18 protein-coding genes and 1 tRNA gene are annotated in these 18,912 nt (G+C 45.1%); 15 read left to right on the forward strand and 4 right to left on the reverse strand.

The features are described 5' to 3' along the window. The first annotated feature begins 34 nt into the window (after window positions 1-34). From QUB10_RS05730 to urtE, 10 genes are all read left to right on the forward strand, one after another. Window positions 35-2,458 carry an ATP-binding protein gene (locus QUB10_RS05730; protein ID WP_333200354.1) on the forward strand — a complete coding sequence of 808 codons (2,424 nt, stop codon included), beginning with the start codon at window positions 35-37 and terminating at the stop codon, window positions 2,456-2,458. 262 nt (window positions 2,459-2,720) lie between these two features. Further along, window positions 2,721-3,620, forward strand: a complete 900-nt coding sequence (locus tag QUB10_RS05735) for a class I SAM-dependent methyltransferase (RefSeq protein WP_333200356.1) — start codon at window positions 2,721-2,723, stop codon at window positions 3,618-3,620. A gap of 143 nt (window positions 3,621-3,763) precedes the next feature. Continuing rightward, complete coding sequence (locus tag QUB10_RS05740) at window positions 3,764-4,492, forward strand: HAD family phosphatase (RefSeq protein ID WP_333200358.1); 729 nt, start codon at window positions 3,764-3,766, stop codon at window positions 4,490-4,492. A 120-nt stretch (window positions 4,493-4,612) separates the two neighbouring features. Then, window positions 4,613-4,685: transfer RNA gene (locus QUB10_RS05745), tRNA-Ala, on the forward strand. Between the two features lie 526 nt (window positions 4,686-5,211). Next, window positions 5,212-6,537 (forward strand): urea ABC transporter substrate-binding protein, encoded by a 1,326-nt coding sequence (gene urtA / locus QUB10_RS05750; RefSeq protein ID WP_333145649.1) that lies wholly within the window; start codon window positions 5,212-5,214, stop codon window positions 6,535-6,537. Window positions 6,538-7,075: 538 nt separating this feature from the next. Continuing rightward, window positions 7,076-8,230: an ABC transporter permease subunit gene (locus QUB10_RS05755; RefSeq protein WP_333145652.1), complete on the forward strand. Its 1,155-nt coding sequence runs from the start codon at window positions 7,076-7,078 to the stop codon at window positions 8,228-8,230. A gap of 27 nt (window positions 8,231-8,257) precedes the next feature. Continuing rightward, window positions 8,258-9,400 carry an urea ABC transporter permease subunit UrtC gene (gene urtC, locus QUB10_RS05760; RefSeq protein ID WP_333145654.1) on the forward strand — a complete coding sequence of 381 codons (1,143 nt, stop codon included), beginning with the start codon at window positions 8,258-8,260 and terminating at the stop codon, window positions 9,398-9,400. A 190-nt stretch (window positions 9,401-9,590) separates the two neighbouring features. Next, window positions 9,591-10,313 (forward strand): TIGR00266 family protein, encoded by a 723-nt coding sequence (locus QUB10_RS05765; protein ID WP_333145656.1) that lies wholly within the window; start codon window positions 9,591-9,593, stop codon window positions 10,311-10,313. A 143-nt stretch (window positions 10,314-10,456) separates the two neighbouring features. Then, window positions 10,457-11,203, forward strand: a complete 747-nt coding sequence (gene urtD, locus QUB10_RS05770; RefSeq protein ID WP_333101927.1) for an urea ABC transporter ATP-binding protein UrtD — start codon at window positions 10,457-10,459, stop codon at window positions 11,201-11,203. Between the two features lie 65 nt (window positions 11,204-11,268). After that, window positions 11,269-11,967 carry an urea ABC transporter ATP-binding subunit UrtE gene (gene urtE, locus QUB10_RS05775; protein ID WP_333200360.1) on the forward strand — a complete coding sequence of 233 codons (699 nt, stop codon included), beginning with the start codon at window positions 11,269-11,271 and terminating at the stop codon, window positions 11,965-11,967. A gap of 89 nt (window positions 11,968-12,056) precedes the next feature. Here urtE and QUB10_RS05780 read toward each other — a convergent pair whose 3' ends face one another. Genes QUB10_RS05780 through QUB10_RS05790 form a run of 3 tightly spaced genes read right to left on the reverse strand, consistent with a single transcriptional unit; the run spans window position 12,057 to window position 13,417 of the window. Next, complete coding sequence (locus QUB10_RS05780; protein WP_333101930.1) at window positions 12,057-12,404, reverse strand: type II toxin-antitoxin system mRNA interferase toxin, RelE/StbE family; 348 nt, start codon at window positions 12,402-12,404, stop codon at window positions 12,057-12,059. A gap of 1 nt (window position 12,405) precedes the next feature. Beyond that, window positions 12,406-12,660, reverse strand: coding sequence for a hypothetical protein (locus QUB10_RS05785; RefSeq protein WP_333200362.1), 255 nt, complete (start codon window positions 12,658-12,660; stop codon window positions 12,406-12,408). 16 nt (window positions 12,661-12,676) lie between these two features. Further along, entirely contained in the window at window positions 12,677-13,417 is a 741-nt protein-coding gene (locus tag QUB10_RS05790) for a pentapeptide repeat-containing protein (RefSeq protein WP_333200364.1), read from the reverse strand. A gap of 195 nt (window positions 13,418-13,612) precedes the next feature. On the opposite strand from QUB10_RS05790, the gene QUB10_RS05795 reads away from it, so the two are divergent. Together QUB10_RS05795 and QUB10_RS05800 are read left to right on the forward strand one after the other, a co-directional pair. Beyond that, on the forward strand, window positions 13,613-14,290 hold the full coding sequence (locus QUB10_RS05795) for a response regulator transcription factor (RefSeq protein WP_333200366.1): 678 nt from the start codon (window positions 13,613-13,615) through the stop codon (window positions 14,288-14,290). Further along, window positions 14,256-15,653, forward strand: a complete 1,398-nt coding sequence (locus tag QUB10_RS05800; protein WP_333200368.1) for an ATP-binding protein — start codon at window positions 14,256-14,258, stop codon at window positions 15,651-15,653. The genes QUB10_RS05795 and QUB10_RS05800 overlap by 35 nt, the downstream gene beginning before the upstream one ends. Window positions 15,654-15,675: 22 nt before the next feature. Here the strand turns inward: QUB10_RS05800 and QUB10_RS05805 are convergent, their stop codons facing one another. Next, window positions 15,676-16,053, reverse strand: a complete 378-nt coding sequence (locus tag QUB10_RS05805) for a hypothetical protein (RefSeq protein WP_333200370.1) — start codon at window positions 16,051-16,053, stop codon at window positions 15,676-15,678. Window positions 16,054-16,209: 156 nt separating this feature from the next. On the opposite strand from QUB10_RS05805, the gene QUB10_RS05810 reads away from it, so the two are divergent. The 3 genes from QUB10_RS05810 to QUB10_RS05820 all read left to right on the forward strand — a co-directional run bounded on the left by QUB10_RS05810 (window position 16,210) and on the right by QUB10_RS05820 (window position 18,904). Next, window positions 16,210-16,881: a Fe2+-dependent dioxygenase gene (locus tag QUB10_RS05810; protein WP_333200372.1), complete on the forward strand. Its 672-nt coding sequence runs from the start codon at window positions 16,210-16,212 to the stop codon at window positions 16,879-16,881. 205 nt (window positions 16,882-17,086) lie between these two features. Continuing rightward, complete coding sequence (locus tag QUB10_RS05815; RefSeq protein ID WP_333200374.1) at window positions 17,087-18,064, forward strand: calcium-binding protein; 978 nt, start codon at window positions 17,087-17,089, stop codon at window positions 18,062-18,064. 255 nt (window positions 18,065-18,319) lie between these two features. Further along, window positions 18,320-18,904, forward strand: coding sequence for a PepSY domain-containing protein (locus QUB10_RS05820; RefSeq protein ID WP_333200376.1), 585 nt, complete (start codon window positions 18,320-18,322; stop codon window positions 18,902-18,904). Window positions 18,905-18,912 lie beyond the last annotated feature (8 nt).

An 18,912-nucleotide genomic window follows, 5' to 3' on the forward strand; every position in this document is an offset into this window, starting at 1 on the left:
CCGTTTGATGAAGTTGACTCTGAGGGAACATTTGATGATGCAAAACCCAGCAAATCAAGCCGGATCTGTGTCTGCGCCGCCGCCACAAACAAAAAAGCTGCGCCGCTTTTGGCAAAACATCAGCACTTCTGCTCAATCGCGGTGGCAGCAAGTGCATAGTCTTTGGCAACACAGACGGCAGCGCCGCCATTTGCTGACCCTGCTAATTCTGGGTACCACCGCTTTAACCATTAGCACAACAGCTTGCATCAGCTATTTTTTTGTACGCGGACTAATCCTTGACAATTTAAAGCAAATAGCACTATTAAAACTAGAAAAAGGCACCGATGAAATCGACCGCTGGCTAAGCAGCCGCAAAGCAGAAATAGAAACCATTGCTTACGATCCTACGGTTGGCACTCTCAATTGGCAATTAGTCGAACCCCGGTTGCAAGGAGAAATATACAGGTTAAAAGAGTATTTCATCCTGTCATTAATTCAACCCGACGGCTCATTTATCAATACTCTAGGCAACCGCGCGAACAGCAAAGACCGCCAACACTTTCAAAAAGCAATGGCCGGACAGCTCAACGTTTCCGACCCGCTGATCGGCCGCAGTACAAAAGTTTCTACGATTATTATTTCAGCTCCTATTTGGGCTTTACCTCCCGCTCCCAATCAAGTAATTGGAGTCCTATCGGGCAGCATTAAATTAGACCGAGTAACATCTGTCGCTAACAGCTTACTGTACGGTTCCGAAAGTTATGCTTTTGCGCTCAATTCACAAGGAGTGCCAATTGTTCATCCCAACAATAACTTAATCGGAAATATCGACCGGGAGGCCCCAAGCTTTTTACAGTCAAAAGACCCCGCACTCTCCACAATTGCGCGGCAGATGATCGACCGCCAGACGAACATCGAACTGGTAAAAATAGATAACAAATGGGTGTATGTGGCCTATGCTCCACTCAAGGAAGTTAACTGGTCGATGGCTTTAGTAATTCCCCGCGAAAATATTGAATCCAAACTGCAAGCATTAAATTTGCTGACATCCGTAGTCGCCGGACTGCTCGTCCCGGCAATGCTAGCAGCAATTTGGCTAATTTACTCCTCCGAAAATAATCGCGCTCAAGCGGAGCGAGAAGCCATGCTCAACCGGATTGCTGGACGCATTCGCGCTTCCCTGGAATTAGACAAGATTGTGCAAAGCACAGTCGAAGAAATAGTAAGTTTGCTGCACCTAGAAAGCGCGGCTTTTGGGTGGTACAAACCAAAAGAAAAAATGTTACAAATTCTATGGGAATGTTGCCAATCTGATTCTCCGATACAAACCATAAACTTTGCTCATTACTTTGTCGGAAATGTGCAAGTACAGAGTGGTCAAGGCGAGCCAATTATTCTTTCGAGCGACACTTCGGCGAAGGGTGTAACTCAACCGCAGGAACTTAAAGCTAATAGCTATTTAGCCGTACCTGTCCAGACTCAGAACCAGCCGCAGGGTTATTTAATTTGTAGCCACGCTACTCATTGGCTTTGGAGCAGAGAGGAAATCCAACTATTAAAAGCTGTAGCAGACCAATTGGCGATCGCCATTACTCAAGCTCACCTTTACAGTCAAACCCAAGACCAAGTAAAACTGCTTAATAGCGCCTTAAATGAACTGAAAAAAACTCAAACTCATTTAGTGCAGAGCGAAAAAATGTCATCCCTAGGTCAAATGGTAGCCGGGATAGCGCACGAAATCAACAACCCCGTTAACTTCATTTCGGCTAATTTGCCTCACACCAGCAAATATACTAAAGATTTATTAGAATTGGTGAGTTTATACAAAGAATCCTTCCCAGAGGTTCCCCAGGAAATCGCAGATTTTACCGAAGAAATCGAGTTAGAATTTATCGAGGAAGATTTGCCGCATATATTGGATTCTATGAAAATAGGAACCGAACGCATTCGCAGCATAGTTCTTTCTTTGCGTAACTTTTCTCGCCTTGATGAATCTGACAAAAAGCAAGCGGACATTCACGAAGGTATAGAAAATACCTTGCTGTTGCTCTCCAACCGCATTAAAAATAGAATTTATATAGTCAAGAAATACGGAAAAGTGCCTTCAGTTGAGTGCTATCCCTCTCAGCTTAATCAGGTGTTTATGAACTTGCTGAGTAATGCGATCGATGCTTTGAACGAGATCGATCGCCTGGATAAAATTATTACTATTTCCACGGGAGTAGTTCGCGAACATGGCGGTAAATTTCTGAAAGTGGCGATCGCCGACAACGGCCCCGGCATTCCCGACAGCGTTAAAGATCAAATTTTTAACCCATTTTTTACGACTAAAGAGGTGGGCAAAGGCACTGGTTTGGGATTAGCAATTAGCTACAAAATTGTAGTGGATGGACACGGCGGCAGCATCACAATTTCTCAACCTCCGGGCGGTGGCACGGAATTTTTGGTCAAAATTCCTATTAGTAACGGAAAGTAAGACTATTTTAGAGTTTAGATTTTAGATTTTAGATTTTCAATTTGGGAATGACTGATAATACAAGGTTTTGGATATTATCTCTAGTTGCATTATTTTTGGAAGCTGGTATCAGGAGGAAGTGGGAATGGAAGCCCTGGGAGTTTGTAACCGAGGTAAGGGATAGAGGTTCGAGGGAAGATGTTGGAGGGGACAAAAAGTTTTAATTAATGCTAAATTTACGCCCGTTGGCTAAAATTAGAAGAGTTTTTGTTAAAGGTGTTTTATGGCTGTTGGCAAGGATACAATTTTCGAGCGCTTTTTGTCGCCCCTGATGCGACTAGCGATCGACGAAGAAGCACTGAAACGACTCTACGAAGGTATCGACTGGGAAACAGCGGGCGATCGCTACCGACAACCCGATTTAGTTTATCCCGAATATTACAGCAGCCAAAACTTTCACGGCATTAAACGCGGCTACCTCAACCCCAGTGCCGCCGTTTCCTACGATCCCATCACGCAATATGTTTTGCCTCCCCACGAAACAGTCGTCAGGCAAGGCTTAATTGACGCTGTGCGGGTGAAACCGCGCCGAATCATCGATTTGGGATGCGGCACCGGTTCGACAACGCTCATGCTCAAGCAAGCCTTTCCCGAAGCGCAAGTTGTCGGGCTGGACTTGTCGCCTTATATGCTGGTAGTTGCCGAAATGAAAGCGCAAAAAGCCGGCTTAAATATCCAGTGGTTGCACGGAAATGCCGAAAGCGTTGCCTTTGGCGATGCTAGCTTCGATTTAGTCGCAGCTTCCTTGCTGTTTCACGAGACACCACCTGCTGTATCGCGGGCAATTTTGCGAGAAAGCTTCCGACTGCTGAAGGTTGGGGGACAAGTGGCAATTTTGGACGGAAACCAAAAAACTTTGCGGCAAACAGAGTGGCTGACTGATATCTTTGAAGAGCCTTATATTAAGTCTTACGCGGCTGGCAGCCTTGATGCTTGGGTGGGGGCGGCAGGATTCGCGGCGGTGCAAACTCACGAACACTGGTGGGTGAATCAGGTGACGCAGGGCGTGAAACCTTTGCCTGGGGAAGATTTGGAACAGGCAAAGGTGGCGAGGGGGTGGAATTGGGGCGATCGAACTCCTGATGTTGATGGCGATTTACCGGGCATTCCAGCTCCGGCTTGATTTATTGTTGAGGTGTATTTTTCGCCCTTTGGGGGCGGGTTTCATAGATGGTTAGTTTTAGGTTGAGATGGTTGGTAAAACCCGCCCCTACTAACTTGCTAATGACTGATGATTAATGACTAATGACTAATGACTAATGACTAATGACTCTAAAAGCAGTTTTATTTGATTTTAATGGCGTGATTGTTAATGATGAGCCAATTCACGAGAAAATAATCGATCAATTGATGCTCGATGAAAATCTCCAGCTCAAACGTGGGGAGTTTCGAGAAGTTTGTTTGGGAAGGAGCGATCGCGCTTGCATTACCGAACTGCTCAAGCGCCGAGGACGATATCTAACAGAAACATATCTCGATCGACTGCTGCGGCGCAAGGCCGAAGCTTACAAAGCTCAAATAGATACTTTGGAGAAACTGCCGATTTATCCCGGTTTGGCAGAATTTATTGACAAAATTCGGGTCGCCGGACTGAAAATGGCCGTAGTTAGCGGGGCCATGCGATCGGATATAGAATTGGTGTTAGATCGGGCAGGTTTGGCAGCAAAATTTGAGTTAATTGTTGCAGGCGACGACTTGAGGGCGAGCAAACCAGCACCCGACGGCTATCTATTGGCTGTGGAACTTCTCAACCAGAAATATCCCGACTTTAACCTGCAACCGATCGAGTGTTTGGCGATAGAAGATACTTTTGCGGGGATTGAAGCGGCGAAAAAAGCGGGGATTCAGGTGGCGGGCGTAACTCACACTTACCCGTTTCACATGATCCAGCGCCAAGCTAATTGGACGGTGGACTATTTTGCTGATTTAGAGTTGGATAGAGTGGCGGCACTTTGCTCGATCGCCCCCACTGAGCCGGCTGCGGAAAACACTTGACCTTTTTAGCAGTTACGTGCTAGTGTAAGTGACGGTCTGCGAACGTGAGAGCAAGCAAAACCTGTCAGCCTTTTAGATTCGGCAATCTCGCATCTAAAATGCTAAATTAAAACTCAATCAGGGGAATTAGCTCAGTTGGTAGAGCGCTGCGATCGCACCGCAGAGGCCAGCGGTTCGAGTCCGCTATTCTCCATAAATCAGGGGCATTTCTACAGGTGACGATCGTACTCCAAGCGAAGTGCGATCGTCACTTGCTTTGATACTCGCCTATGCAAGTGCGATCGACGCGGTTGCTGCCTAAGTTTTAACATCAATAACCTGTAAAGAGCGAGAAACCCGCTTTCTATGCAAGTGCGATCGACCCGGTTGCTGCCTAACAGGTAGCATCAATAAGATAATTTATGTAAAGAAACCGGGTTTCTAATGTCACACTAATTGCTGAAAAGACGTATTTTGGTGTCTAAACCCGGTTTGCCAAAAAAATCCGGTAAGTGCGTCATCTCAACCCTGATGTCATCAGTCAATCTAAAATCTAACAAGGTATCCGCCCGGTTTCTGCCGCAGTTGCCCTCAATCCCCACAAAACATTCATTTTGTCAAAAACAATAAGTTTTGTAGCTAAAAATACAACAGTCTGCTGGCGCGAGTCTTAATATCAAGTCACTATGTGTTATTATTCTCAATCATCAGACTCATCTGTTCAAGAGTAACAAGAAAAAATGACAAAGCGATTCGATCGGCGGAAATTTCTTTTATACGGTTCTGCTACCCTAACATCAAGTTTATTTCTAAAAGCTTGTAGAACTCCAACTCCAACAGCAACTCCCGCCGCTTCTCCTTCTCCAACTTCAACAGGAACACCAGCAGCAGCAGGTGGCGGAAACACGATCAAAGTAGGAATTTTGCATTCCTTGAGCGGCACGATGTCCATCAGCGAAAAAAGCGTTGTCGATGCCGAACAATTAGCGATCGAAGAAATTAATAAAGCTGGTGGCGTCCTCGGAAAACAAATCGAAGCAGTAATAGAAGATGGCAACTCAGACTGGCCGACTTTTGCCGAAAAAGCCAAAAAATTGATCGACCAAGATAAAGTTGTCACCGTCTTCGGCTGCTGGACTTCTGCTAGTCGCAAAGCAGTATTGCCAGTATTTGAAGAAAAAAATCATATGCTCTGGTATCCCGTACAATACGAGGGTCAAGAGTGTTCCAAGAACATCTTTTACACTGGGGCGGCGCCGAACCAGCAAATCGAACCAGCAGTTGACTGGCTGCTAGAAAATAAAGGGAAAAAATTCTTCTTAGTCGGGTCTGACTACGTTTTTCCCCGCACGGCAAATACCATTATCAAGGCACAGCTAGCAGCCAAAGGCGGCGAATTAGTTGGGGAAGATTACATTCCTTTGGGCGGGACAGAAGTCACGCCAATTATTACTAAAATTAAGGCCGCTTTGCCAGACGGCGGCGTCATTTTCAACTCTCTCAACGGCGACAGTAACGTAGCATTCTTCAAACAGTTGCAGGGTGCAGGTTTGGGCCCGGACAAATATCCGTCAATGTCGGTCAGTATTGCGGAAGAAGAAGTAAAGGCGATCGGCGTAGAATATCTTAAAGGCCATTACGCCGCCTGGAATTACTTCATGACTGTGGAATCTCCGGCCAATACAAAATTTGTGGAAGCTTTCAAGGCAAAATACGGCAAAGATAGAGTGACCAATGACCCGATGGAAGCAGCTTACATCATGGTTTACCTGTGGAAGCAAGCTGTCGAAAAAGCAGGGACAGCCGACGATTTGGAAAAAGTGCGGGCAGCCGCTTTGGGTCAAACCTTTGACGCGCCGGGGGGCACAGTAACGATGGATGTTAACCATCACCTTTCTAAATTTGTGCGGTTGGGCGAAGTTAGAGACGACGGTTTATTTAACATCGCTTTTGCTACACCACAAGCAGTGAAGCCGGTGCCTTGGAATCAATTTGTCGCTGAAACAAAAGGCTTTGCTTGCGATTGGTCAGACCCCGCAAAAGGTGGCAAGTTCAAAGCTTCATAAGTAGCTAATACCAATTTGGTTAACGTTGGTAACGTATCTTTTATCCCCCTAGGGTGTGTCTTTAAACCCGGAGATCCCCCCCAGCCCCCCTTATTAAGGCAGGGCGGTTTCATTCTCAAGAAAATCGCGATTTTGTAGGGGTAGTGCTACCCCTACTCCCCGTGCCTACCCCCTCCACAGACGACTTCACAGGCGTTTGGGACATGGGGGCAGCCACGGGGGGCAGCCCCTACAAGAGAATGAAACAGCCCTGCTTATTAAGGGGGGAGTAAGAGCATTCTTTCGTCAATCTCTACTCCCTTAATAAGGGGGGAGTAAGAGCATTCTTTCGTCAATCTCTACTCCCCTTAATAAGGGGGAACTGGACTCTTCAAAGTCAACCCCTACTCCCCTTCTTAAGGGAGATTTAGGGGGATCTAGACTCGGCTACAAGCGAAATATACAGAGGGTTTTAGTTCTAAGTTGACACCAATAGGGTAAAACCCGCCCCTAATTATCCCCGAACAAAGTTGATCGACTTGATGCAGGAGTAACAAAATTGGCGATATTAGATGGTTTATTTAACGGCCTTAGCATCGGCGCAGTTTTACTAATTGCCGCCCTGGGATTAGCGATTATTTTCGGGCTGATGGGCGTGATTAATATGGCTCATGGCGAGTTGATGATGCTAGGGGCTTATACAACTTTCGTAGTGCAAAATGTCTTCAAAGGTATCGGAGGATTTGCTTTTGAAACCTATATTTTATTTGCGATTCCCCTAGCTTTTTTAGTGGCTGCACTGGTAGGATTAATTCTCGAACGCGGAGTGATTCGCTATCTTTACGGGCGTCCACTAGAAACTCTGCTGGCAACTTGGGGCGTAAGTTTAATTTTGCAGCAGTTTGTCCGCAGCGTAAGTTGGGTTCTGGTAATTGGGATTGCGGTGTTTTGTTTGCTGTTTTTTGGCGGTTTGCGGGTGCTGAAATCGCGCCTAGATTTCGATCGCATTCGCAGCAAAATTATCGCCCTAATTTTGCCTTTATCTTTGGGTATTTCCTGGGCGGTGAGCGCGTTTTTAGGGCAAACTTACAAACTGGCAGTAACTCAACCTTGGTTTGGTGCTCAAAATGTGGATGTGACTGCACCGAAATGGTTGCGGGGCGGCATACCGCTGGGCAATTTTCAGTTGCCCTACGCCCGAATTTTTATTATTGTCCTCACCGGAATTTGTTTGGCGGGAATTTACCTATTTTTGCAAAAGTCTGTGTGGGGATTGCGGATTAGATCCGTGACGCAAAATCGCAGCATGAGTGCGTGTTTGGGAATTCCTACCGAACAAGTAGACGCGCTGACTTTTGCTTTGGGTTCGGGGCTGGCAGGTGTTGCTGGCTGCGCGATTAGTTTGATTGGTTCGGTAGGGTCAAATACCGGACAAAATTATATAGTCGATACGTTTATGGTGGTGGTTGTGGGCGGTGTCGGCAAGATTGTGGGGAGTGTAGTTGCTGCGATCGCGATCGGCACTGCAAATTACCTGATCGGTTCGGGAACATTAGCATTAATGTTCGCTCCTGTCAAGCCTTTAGCCGACTTCTTCACATTTTTCGCCACAACCAGCATGGCAAAAGTAATGGTATTCGCCTTAATTATGGCTTTTCTGCAAGTGAAGCCGGGAGGGATTTTCCCGCAAAAAGGGCGGACGGTAGAAAATTAAAAATTACAACTGCGAGTGTAGCGAAAAATGCAGAAAACACATCAAAAACCCTGGCTAAAAGAAGCGGCAATTGTCAGCGCGATCGCCCTCACATTCATCTTACTCCTCCCAGGAATACTCCCCGACGTTCGGCTAAATCAATTAGGGCGATTTTTAGCACTAGCAATTGCAGCCCTCGGCATAGACTTGATTTGGGGATACACGGGTTTACTTAGTTTAGGGCATGGGGTGTTTTTTGCGATCGGCGGCTACGCTTTCGCCATGCACCTAAAACTGCAAATTCCCCCAACCGCCAGCAGTCAATTGCCAGAATTTATGAACCTCTACGGCGTTACCGAACTCCCCTGGTTTTGGCAACCATTTTATTCATTTCCTTTCTCAGCATTAGCAGTAGTTCTCATCCCCGCCATCTTGGGCGCACTTTTAGGTTATTTAGTATTCCGCAATCGGATTCGAGGCGTTTACTTTTCAATTCTTACCCAAGCAGCAACCATTGTATTTTTCAATTTCTTTAACGGTCAGCAAAAACTGATTAACGGAACCAACGGACTCACCGACTTTAAAACCTTGTTCGGAGCCACAGTAAATGACCGAGATACTCAATATATTTTCTACATTCTCACCATACTATTTCTAGCAGCAACTTACGCCCTCTGCCGCTGGCTGACCAGCGGGCGTTTCGGCCGCCTGCTAGTAGCCATTCGCGACGACGAAGTGCGCCTGCGTTTCTCAGGTTACAATCCCACAGGCTACAAAGTTTTAGTCTTTGCAATTTCCGCCGGTTTAGCCGGGATTGCAGGCGCATTATTTACCGTACAAACCGGAATAATTTCGCCAAAAGCAATGGATATTGCCTTTTCAATTGAAATGGTAATCTGGGTCGCAGTGGGAGGCCGCGCCACATTATCGGGAGCAATATTGGGAACACTGCTAGTCAACTTTGGTAAAAGTTTCTTGAGCGAACAATTCCCCGAAGTTTGGCTGTTTTTCCAAGGTGCGCTATTCCTCATAGTAGTCACTGTGCTGCCCGACGGCTTAGTCGGATGGCTGCAACATCAAGGTTTCGGTCAAATCCGCAGGTTGTTCAGAAGACCTAAGTACGCATCTACTTACCCCAGCCTGGAACAAGACCCCCAAGTGCAGCTCGAAAAAGAAGAACTTGAACATTGAGTGAAAAAATATCGTGTAATTTAGAAGGAGGCTGACCTAAATAAATGTCACCTACAACAGACAAACAAAGCAATCGCCATAGACTTGGCAAACGCTGCGTTTATCTCTGTCTGAGGAAACGCAATATATATGTCCACCTACTTAGATATCCGTAGCAAGTAGCTTCGTTCTTTAACTTGAGGGGCAACATATGGCAGATATTATTGACTACAAAATCTACGGCGACGATTTGCAACTCATCGAGATTGAACTCGACCCCAAAGAAGGTGTTAGGGCTGAAGCTGGAACCATGACATACATGGAAGGCGACATCCAAATGCAAACATCCACAGGCGGCGGCTTATTTCAAGGTTTCAAACGAATGCTGACAGGAGCTGGTTTTTTCATTACCACCTTTGTCAACGCCGGAAATCGTAAAGCCCGCGTAGCTTTTGCCGCCCCCTATCCGGGTAAAGTAATTCCCCTTGATTTAGGCCAACTTGGCGGTAAATTTTTGTGTCAAAAAGACTCATTTCTCTGTGCGGCCAACGGCATTGACATTGAGGTAGCATTCACCAAGCGGCTCGGTGCCGGTTTCTTTGGTGGAGAAGGTTTTATTCTGCAAAAATTGCAGGGTGACGGGCTAGCTTTTGTTCATGCGGGAGGAACAATAGTTGAGAAAAATTTGGGAGTTGGCGAAGTGTTGCGAGCGGACACTGGTTGTTTGGTAGCTTTTGCGCCGACTGTAGATTACGATATTCAGTTTGTGGGCGGGTTTAAAAATGCTCTATTTGGCGGTGAAGGCTTGTTTTTAGTCAAGCTAACCGGGCCTGGAAAAGTGTATTTGCAAAGTCTGCCGCTCTCGAAGTTAGCTGAGCGAATTATGGCTGCTTCTCCACCTCCAGTGTCGAGCAGTTCTAGCAGTTTTACTTGAGAGTAAACTGCCAGCAAAAAGTAGTAAGTTGGGTGTCACGGAAGGGGAGACAATCTCCTTAATAAGTTAATAAGGGAGGATATTTGCCTTCCGCACCTACAAGAGCTATGGGTTGTTGTCCATTAGTGAGTGACTTGTTAATTATGAATGGAAAAGTATTAGAAATAGAAAACTTGACTGTGAGTTTTGATGGTTTTAAAGCCATCAACGGTTTAAATTTCAGCATGGATGCGGGCGAACTGCGAGTTATCATTGGCCCCAATGGTGCGGGTAAAACAACTTTTCTCGATTCAATTACCGGGAAGGTGCAGCCGACAGAGGGCAGGGTGTTATTTAAGGGACAAAATTTACGCAAGTTGTCGGAAGATAGGATTTCGCGCTTGGGAATTGGCCGCAAGTTTCAGACGCCGCGAGTTTACTTGAATTTAACGCCACGCGAAAATTTGGAATTGTCTTGCAGCCGCCATAAAAATGTTTTTTCGACTTTGTTCAAGCCTGCTTCGGCTGCTGAAAAACGCACGGTTGCGGGTTTGTTAGAAACAATTGGTTTAGTTGCTAAGGCTGATATTTCGGCTGGTTTGCTTTCTCACGGGGAAAAGCAATGGTTGGAAATTGGAATGTTGGTGGCTCAATCTCCTGATTTGTTGTTGGTAGATGAACCTGTGGCGGGTTTGACGGATGAGGAAACGATGTTAACTGGAGAGTTGCTGATTTCGCTGGCCGAAAGTCATTCGGTGTTGGTAATTGAACACGATATGGAGTTTGTGCGGCAAATTGCGCGGCAGGTGACGGTGTTGCATCAGGGTGCGGTTTTGTGTGAGGGGACTATGGATGAGGTGCAAAATGACGATCGGGTAATTGAGGTATATTTGGGAAAACCTGAAGAATAGTTATTAGTCAACAGTTATTAGTCAACAGTGAACAGTTAACAGTCAACAGTCAACAGTCAACAATTATGCTACAAGTCTCTAATTTGAATGTTTACTACGGCGAAAGTCACATTTTGCGCGATGTCGATTTAAGCGTAAATGCTGGGCAAATGGTTTGCTTGATCGGCCGCAATGGTGTGGGCAAAACTACGATGCTAAAAACGATTATGGGGTTGCTGCAACCGCGCAGTGGCACTATTGCTTTTGGCGGAGAATCTATTGCTTCTAAGTTGACTTACCAGCGGGCTAGATTAGGCATTGGTTATGTGCCTCAAGGGCGTGAAGTTATTCCACGTTTGACGGTTAAAGAAAATTTATTGTTAGGTTTGGAAGCGAAACCAAGCAAAACCAAAAATCCTGAAGTTCCTGATGAAATTTTTGAGTTATTTCCGGTTTTGAAAACTATGCTCGATCGCCTGGGAGGTGATTTGAGCGGGGGACAGCAGCAGCAGTTAGCTATTGCTAGGGCTTTGATGGGTGAGCCGCAGTTGCTGGTTTTGGATGAGCCTACGGAGGGGATTCAACCGTCTATTATTTTAGACATAGAAGCTGCGGTGCGCCGTGTGGTTGCTACTAGGGGAATTTCTGTTTTGTTGGTGGAGCAACATTTGCATTTTGTGCGGCAAGCTGACTGGTATTATGCTATGCAAAAAGGCGGAATTGTGGCTTCTGGAAGCACTAGCGAGTTGAGTGATGAGGTGATTCAGAGGTTTTTGGCTGTTTGATTTAGAAGGAAGGCACGACACGGATTTTGACGATGACAGCGAGCGCCTCAAAGAGCAAGAAGGGCAAGCGTTTAGATTGGAAAAATGGCCTATTCGTCTGGGTTCGCTTGGTATTCTGCGATCGCAGTTTGGATTTCCTCGGCGGAGACATTTGCTTGTTCTGATTTCGAGTAAATCAGGTGTAAAACAACTTGAGTCGGTGATTCAACTTGATAAATCAAGCGATAACCGCCGCTCTTACCAACTTGGGAATCACTGTTTTTAGCCCGGACTTTGTAAACGGTGTATTGAGTCCCTGTAATCTGGTTTCCTATGAAGTTTCCTTGGATAAGCTCATCAAGGACTGGCTGAATATCGGTTTGAATTTGGCGATACTTTTTAGCGAGTCCTTTGAGGCGACGTTTGAAGAGTAGCGTGAATGTGACTTGGACTGACATATCAGACATTGATACCGTCCCAGAGTTCCGATATGGGAAAGGTTTGTCCCGCTTTGGCTTGGTGGAGGGAGGCTTTCAGATCGGCGAGGATTTGCTCGTTGGAGTCGGTATCTGAGTCAAAATCTGAGTCTAAGTCTGGGGCGATCGCGGATTGTGTCCGACTGGTCAAAAATTCCAGAAATGCCAGCGTTTGCTCTAAAAGTGGCTCAGGAGTCCGTTCGATCGCTTCGAGAAGGCGTTGTTTAATCGGCGACATAAGACTACCTCTATTATTAATTATTTTTCCTGCCGTCTGGCATTGTTGTGCCGGCCATGCTTGCTCGATCGATACTAGCGCCATCTATATTAGCATTGCGGAGATTGGCATCGGAAAGATTGGCATCTCTCAAGTCGGAAAATCGCAGGTCTGCACCGTCTAGATTTGTCTTTGTCAAGTTAGCTTTTCTGAGGTTAGCGTTGCTGATTCTCGCTCCTACTAATTCGGCTCCGCTTAAGTTTGTGCGAGCTAGATTGGTGTTGACAAAATCTGAGATCTCGAAGCGACTACCGCTGAGGTTGGCATCTGATAAATCTGCTCCCGTAAGGATGGGATTTTTTAAGTTAATGTTAACTAATTTTACGGCTCGGAGGTCGCAGCGGGAGCAGCTTTGAGTTAGCAGCAGCGTTTCGACGTTGGCGTTGATTTGGTCGATTTGTTGCTGGGAGAAATTTTCGGCAAATTCTGGGGAGACGTAGCCGAGCTTTTTGGGGTCGTTTGCTTTTGGTTGGGGTGTTTGGATTGGGGGTGTTTGGATTTGTTGGGGTGTTTGGATTTGTTGGGGTGTTTGTGGTTGGGGTGTTGGGATTGTTTGGGGTGTTGGGATTGGTTGGGGTGTTGGGATTGATTGGGGTGTTGGGATTGGTTGGGGTGTTTCTATTTGCCCGATCGCACTTAGTTGCAGCCCCACCTTCGGCAGTTCGAGAGTTGCTGCAAAAATTACTAGGGCGATCGACATTATTGTGAGTTTTTTCATAAACAGCAAGAGTGCAAAAATACTATTGATCTTGTATGATACTCGGAAAAGCGAACGCCCTACATTGAGATAAATAAATCTCAACTTAGATAAAATACTTCGGAACCATCAGGTGTGCGAATTATCTTTTATATTGCTGTTCAACAGTCACTATGTAGCACTCAGTATTTAGCATTCAGTATTTAACAGTAAGCTATGAGAATTTTGTTAGTAGAAGATGACGATCGCATTGCCCAAGCATTAGCAGAAGCCCTCACAGACCAACATTATGCCGTAGACATAGCCGCCGACGGTCAAGAAGGTTGGAACTTTGCAGAAACTTTTACCTATGACTTAATTCTGCTAGATGTGATGCTGCCAAAAATAGATGGAATTAGCCTTTGTCAGCGCTTGCGCCGACAAGGTTTAAAAACCCCCGTGCTCATGCTAACAGCCAGAGACACCAGCAATGATAAAGTCATAGGACTAGATGCCGGAGCAGATGATTATGTCGTTAAACCCTTCGATTTGCCAGAATTAGCAGCAAGAATTAGAGCCTTACTGCGGCGGGGAAGTACAACTTTGCCACCAGTATTAGAGTGGGAAAATCTGCGTTTAAACCCGAATACCTGCGAAGTTACTTATCGCGATAATTTGCTGCATTTTACACCAAAGGAGTACAGTTTGCTAGAATTATTTCTGCGAACAGGAGGGCGCGTTTTAACACGGAGTGCTATCCTAGACCATATATGGGCTTTTGAAGACTCGCCAGGAGAAGAAACCGTAAAAGTTCATCTCCGGGGTTTGCGACAAAAACTGAAAGCAGCAGGCGCACCAGCTAATTTTATTGAGACTATTTATGGCATGGGTTATCGGCTCAACCAAAACCTCTAATCCCCAATTTCAAGCTTTGGGATGGCGTTTATTGCTATCTTACTTAACAGTGATGGTAGCTATTTTAGGAACTTCTGCTATTGCTGTTTATGAATTATTTGCCAGCAGTCTGTATCAAGAATTAGACCAGCGATTGGAGGTTTTGGCTCAAGCAGCTTCTCACAGTTTAGTTGCGATCGAAAAGCAGCATCTTTCAGAAAATCCCGAAAAAAAAGGCGATGAATCTGACCAAGAAAGTGAACAGCGCAATGATGATTTTCAAATTGAACTCAATCGCGAAAAAGTAACTAGCCAGTTAGACAAAGACGGAGACTTAGACATTCCCTGGCAAAATCTGCGGGAACCAGATCAATCTGTAGAATGGTTTAATGAAGCAGGTAAAATGTTAGGAAATTCCGGCAAGACTTTACCGCCTGTACCGATAAAATCGGGTTTCCAAACCATACAAAACGGGGAAATTCGGTCGGCAACAATTCCAGTTTACATTTCTTATGATGATAAGAAACAAGAATTAAAAGGTTATATTCGCACCAGCGAATCTACTAAAGAAGTCGAAGAAGTTCTCAGCAGACTCCGCTGGAATTTGGGTTATGGAAGTATTATTTTCCTGAGCTTGACTGCGGTTGGTGGTTTGTGGCTGACTAAGCAATCTCTCAAGCCAATTGAGGATAGTTTTCAGCAGTTAAAACAATTCACTGCTGATGCTTCTCACGAGTTGAGAAGTCCGCTGACGGCGATTAAAACTTCAGTGGAAGTTATGCAGAGTCATCCAGAGAGAATTCATGCAGCGGATGTTAAGAAAATGGCGGCGATCGCCTCTGCTACTAAACAGATGACTCTGTTAGTTGAAGACTTACTTTTATTAACTAGAATGGATGCACCAGCAGCCACGATCGCCCGCGAGTGGATAGCGGTGCCGTTAGATGAACTATTAGAGGATTTGCTAGATTTGTGGGAACTGCAAGCTGAAGAAAAGCAAATTATTCTCAAGTCAAATTTAGCCATTAATACGTCTGTAATGGGAGATGCTGCACAGCTAACTCGTTTGTTTTCCAACTTGCTCGGAAACGCAATTCATTACACACCAGCGGGCGGAAGTGTGACTGTTTCTCTGAGCAGACAGAACCGATCGGCAATTGTGAGTGTAGAGGATACCGGCATCGGCATTGCTCCAGAAGATGTCAAGTTAGTTTTCGACAGATTTTGGAGAGCAGATAGAGCCAGAAATCGCCGCGAAGGGGGTTTGGGGATGGGATTGGCGATCGCCCAAGCAATTGTCCAAAGCCACCGAGGAGACATTAGCGTTACCAGTCAGCTAGGAATAGGTAGCTGTTTTCAAGTAAAATTCTCCTCAGTAGCTTAAGAGTTGATATTAATAGAAAACCTTAACTCTTCTTCCCAGATTCTCCTTGTTCACCGCTTTCTCCTTGTTCACCTTTTTCTCCACTTTCCCCGCCCCTGGAAGCTGTCATTGTGACATTACTATCTGTCAAGTAAAGTTCAGAAGTGAAACTACTTTTTTTCCGGGGTTTTGGTTTTTTTCCTTCGCCGCTTTCTCCTTGTTCGCCGCCACGGCTAGTCATTAAGACGATCGGTTTAACCGGCTTGCTGTTGCTCATCGATGAATTAGCAGCATTACTTAAAAGAGAAATAGGGGAAAATTGATTAACACTGCTATCATTCTGGGATGCGATCGCACTAGCAGCTACAGATGTTAAAACGCAAGCTCCAATGCCGAGCCAAATCTTAGTTTTATTTTGCATCTTTCAAAAAGCCTTATTCTGGGTGATTACTGCTACTATCCCAAAAAAAAGTAAAGAACTCGGAAAGAACCAAAAATATCTAAAAATTGTTTGCACAGACATTACCTTATTGCTGCTACAATGCGAGTCCATTAGCAACCTGTAGGAGTGTCCAAAATGATTATCTGTATGGCAAATCTTCTGACTTCAGAGGAATTAGGATTAATTGTCGATCGCCTAAAAAATGCTGAATTTGTCGATGGGAAGTTAACAGCAGGTTGGTACGCCCAACAAGTAAAAAATAATTCTCAACTAAAAAATGATGCGGCTCCAACTCAGGAACTCAGAAATTTAGTCAATCAAGCACTAAAACGCAATTCTTTATTCCAAATAGCGGCGCGCCCTAAAGCAATTCGTCCCATTATGTTTAGTCGCTATCAAGGAGGAATGTACTACGGGACACATATTGATAATGCGATTATGGGAGATGAAGAACTAATGCGATCGGATTTATCTCTCACTCTATTTCTCAGCGATCCTGCAACTTATACGGGCGGGGAATTAGTGATTGAAAGTACCCAAGGCGAACAAGTTTTTAAACTTGATGCTGGTTCAATGGTTGTTTATCCTACTACAACTTTACACCGGGTGGAACCTGTAACTGAAGGTGAAAGACTAGCGGCGGTGACTTGGGTGCAGAGTTTAGTTCGGGATGCTCATAATCGAGAAATTCTCTTTGATTTGGATACGGTTCGCGATACCCTTTTTCAGAAGTCGGGAAAGACAGCGGAGTTTGACTTGCTATCCAAAAGCATTGCTAATTTGCTGCGAAAATGGGCTGACGTTTAGGTTGAGCAGGACTTACGCAAGAGACCAAGGGATAAGGGCAACCACGGGGGATTGCCCCTACATTCACACGAGATATAGATGTCGTGCGTCCAGGACTATTTAGGAGGTTTTGGAGGCGGATGAAATACATTTTAGGTCTTTCCGAGTTCTTTACTTTGTTTTGTCACAGTAATTGTAGATGACTTAAACAACAAGGATCTAACAGATGAGCAACCAAACTAAAATTTGGACAGGCGTGGGACAGTCTTATGTGACACAAGACAATTCTATCGATGTCGATCGAGTATCATCGGAGAGATACCAACTCTCAATTGGCGAAAGTGGGGAAAGTGGTGACAGCAATTCTGGCTACGAAAGTGGGGATGACAGCCGTTACGAAAGTGGTGACAGCAATTCTGGCTACGAAAGTGGCGATGACAGCCGTTACGAAAGTGGCGATGATAGCCGTTACGAAAGTGGCGATGACAGCGGTAACAACATTGGTAACAGCAATTCTGGGTACACAAGTGGCGATGACAGCCGTTACAACATTGGCAACAGCAATTCTGGGTACACAAGTAGTAGCAACGATGATGTATACAAAAATGGTGACAGCAATTCTGGGTACATAAGTAGTAGCAGCGATGATGGATACCAAAATGGTTATCAAACTGGTACTTCAGGGAGTGTTAGTAATTATGGATACGAAAGTGACGGCCATTTCTACGAGAATGAAATTAAAGGTACAGATAGTGATGACAGCTTGACAGGAATTCTTGGCAATAATATTGCTTTAAAAGGAGGCAAGGGCAATGATGTTCTGACTGGCAGCAATGGCAATGATAAACTAGAAGGCGGCAAGGGTTTTGACGCACTTAGCGGCGGTACAGGAAATGATATCGTTGATGGAGGGAAGGGTAAAGATATTCTGACCGGCGGCATGGGTTTGGATTTATTTGAGCTGGAAGGGCGAGGGGCTGCAAATATTTTCGATCTCGCTGATATCATCACGGACTTTCAAAAAGGCGCAGACATACTGAAGTTGAAAGATGGCTTAGGAATTTCTAACATTAATATCACTCAAGGAACTGGAATTTATGCTAGCGATACTCTGTTACAGATAGCAAGTACGGGTCAATATTTGGCAGTGTTGAAAGGAGTTAATGCTGGAAATATTAACGCGACTGATTTCACTTTTTCATAATGCTAGGATTTGCGCCGAAGCCGGGTTTCTCACAACAGGACTTACCCACTTCGACCAAAGAAACCGGGTTTTTTACCGAATCTGCGGGTAACAACGAAATATTTTCGCAAAAAAACCCGGTTTCTGCCTACCCGTTAGTCCAAAACTATACAAAAGCGAAATATTTTCGCAAAAACCCGGTTTCTGCCTACCCGTGCGTCCAAGACTATCTGATTTGTCAACAACAAAACCTCTAAAAAATAGGAGAATAAATAGATGGCTAGCCTTAATTTTCGCAAACTTCACCGCCAAGTTGCACCGATTATTTTTATCCCTTTACTATTGAGTGCATTAACTGGTGTTACCTATCGGCTCGCACAAAGTTGGTTTGGTATAGAAGATGATGCTGCCGAGATTTTTATGGTAATTCACCAAGGAAGCTATCTCGGAAAGGAACTCAGACCATTTTATGTGCTTTTGCTGGCTTTGGGAGTGATTGGGCTGATAGTCACTGGTTTGACGATGACCAAATTTTTTGGTCGCGCACGCCCTGAAAGACCAGGTGCTAAACTTGATTTTCGTAAGGTTCACCGTATTGCTACACCGATTATTGTCTTGCCTTTAGCAGTCAGTACGGTTACAGGTGTAATCTACCGAGTTGGCAGAAGCTGGTTTAAGATGCCGAAAGAGGTAGGAGAAGTTTTTTTGAATATCCACCAAGGAGAATATTTGGGAGATTTTTTGATGCCAATCTATGTGCTTTTTGTGGGTATTGGTGCGATTTTGCTGCTGGTAACAGGAATCAATATGACTGGTATTTTTCGGAAACGTCGCCCGCAAACAACAGAGGAAGATAGCTAATACCATTT

The sequence above is a fragment of the Microcoleus sp. B5-D4 genome (assembly GCF_036705145.1).
GTDB lineage: Bacteria > Cyanobacteriota > Cyanobacteriia > Cyanobacteriales > Microcoleaceae > Microcoleus.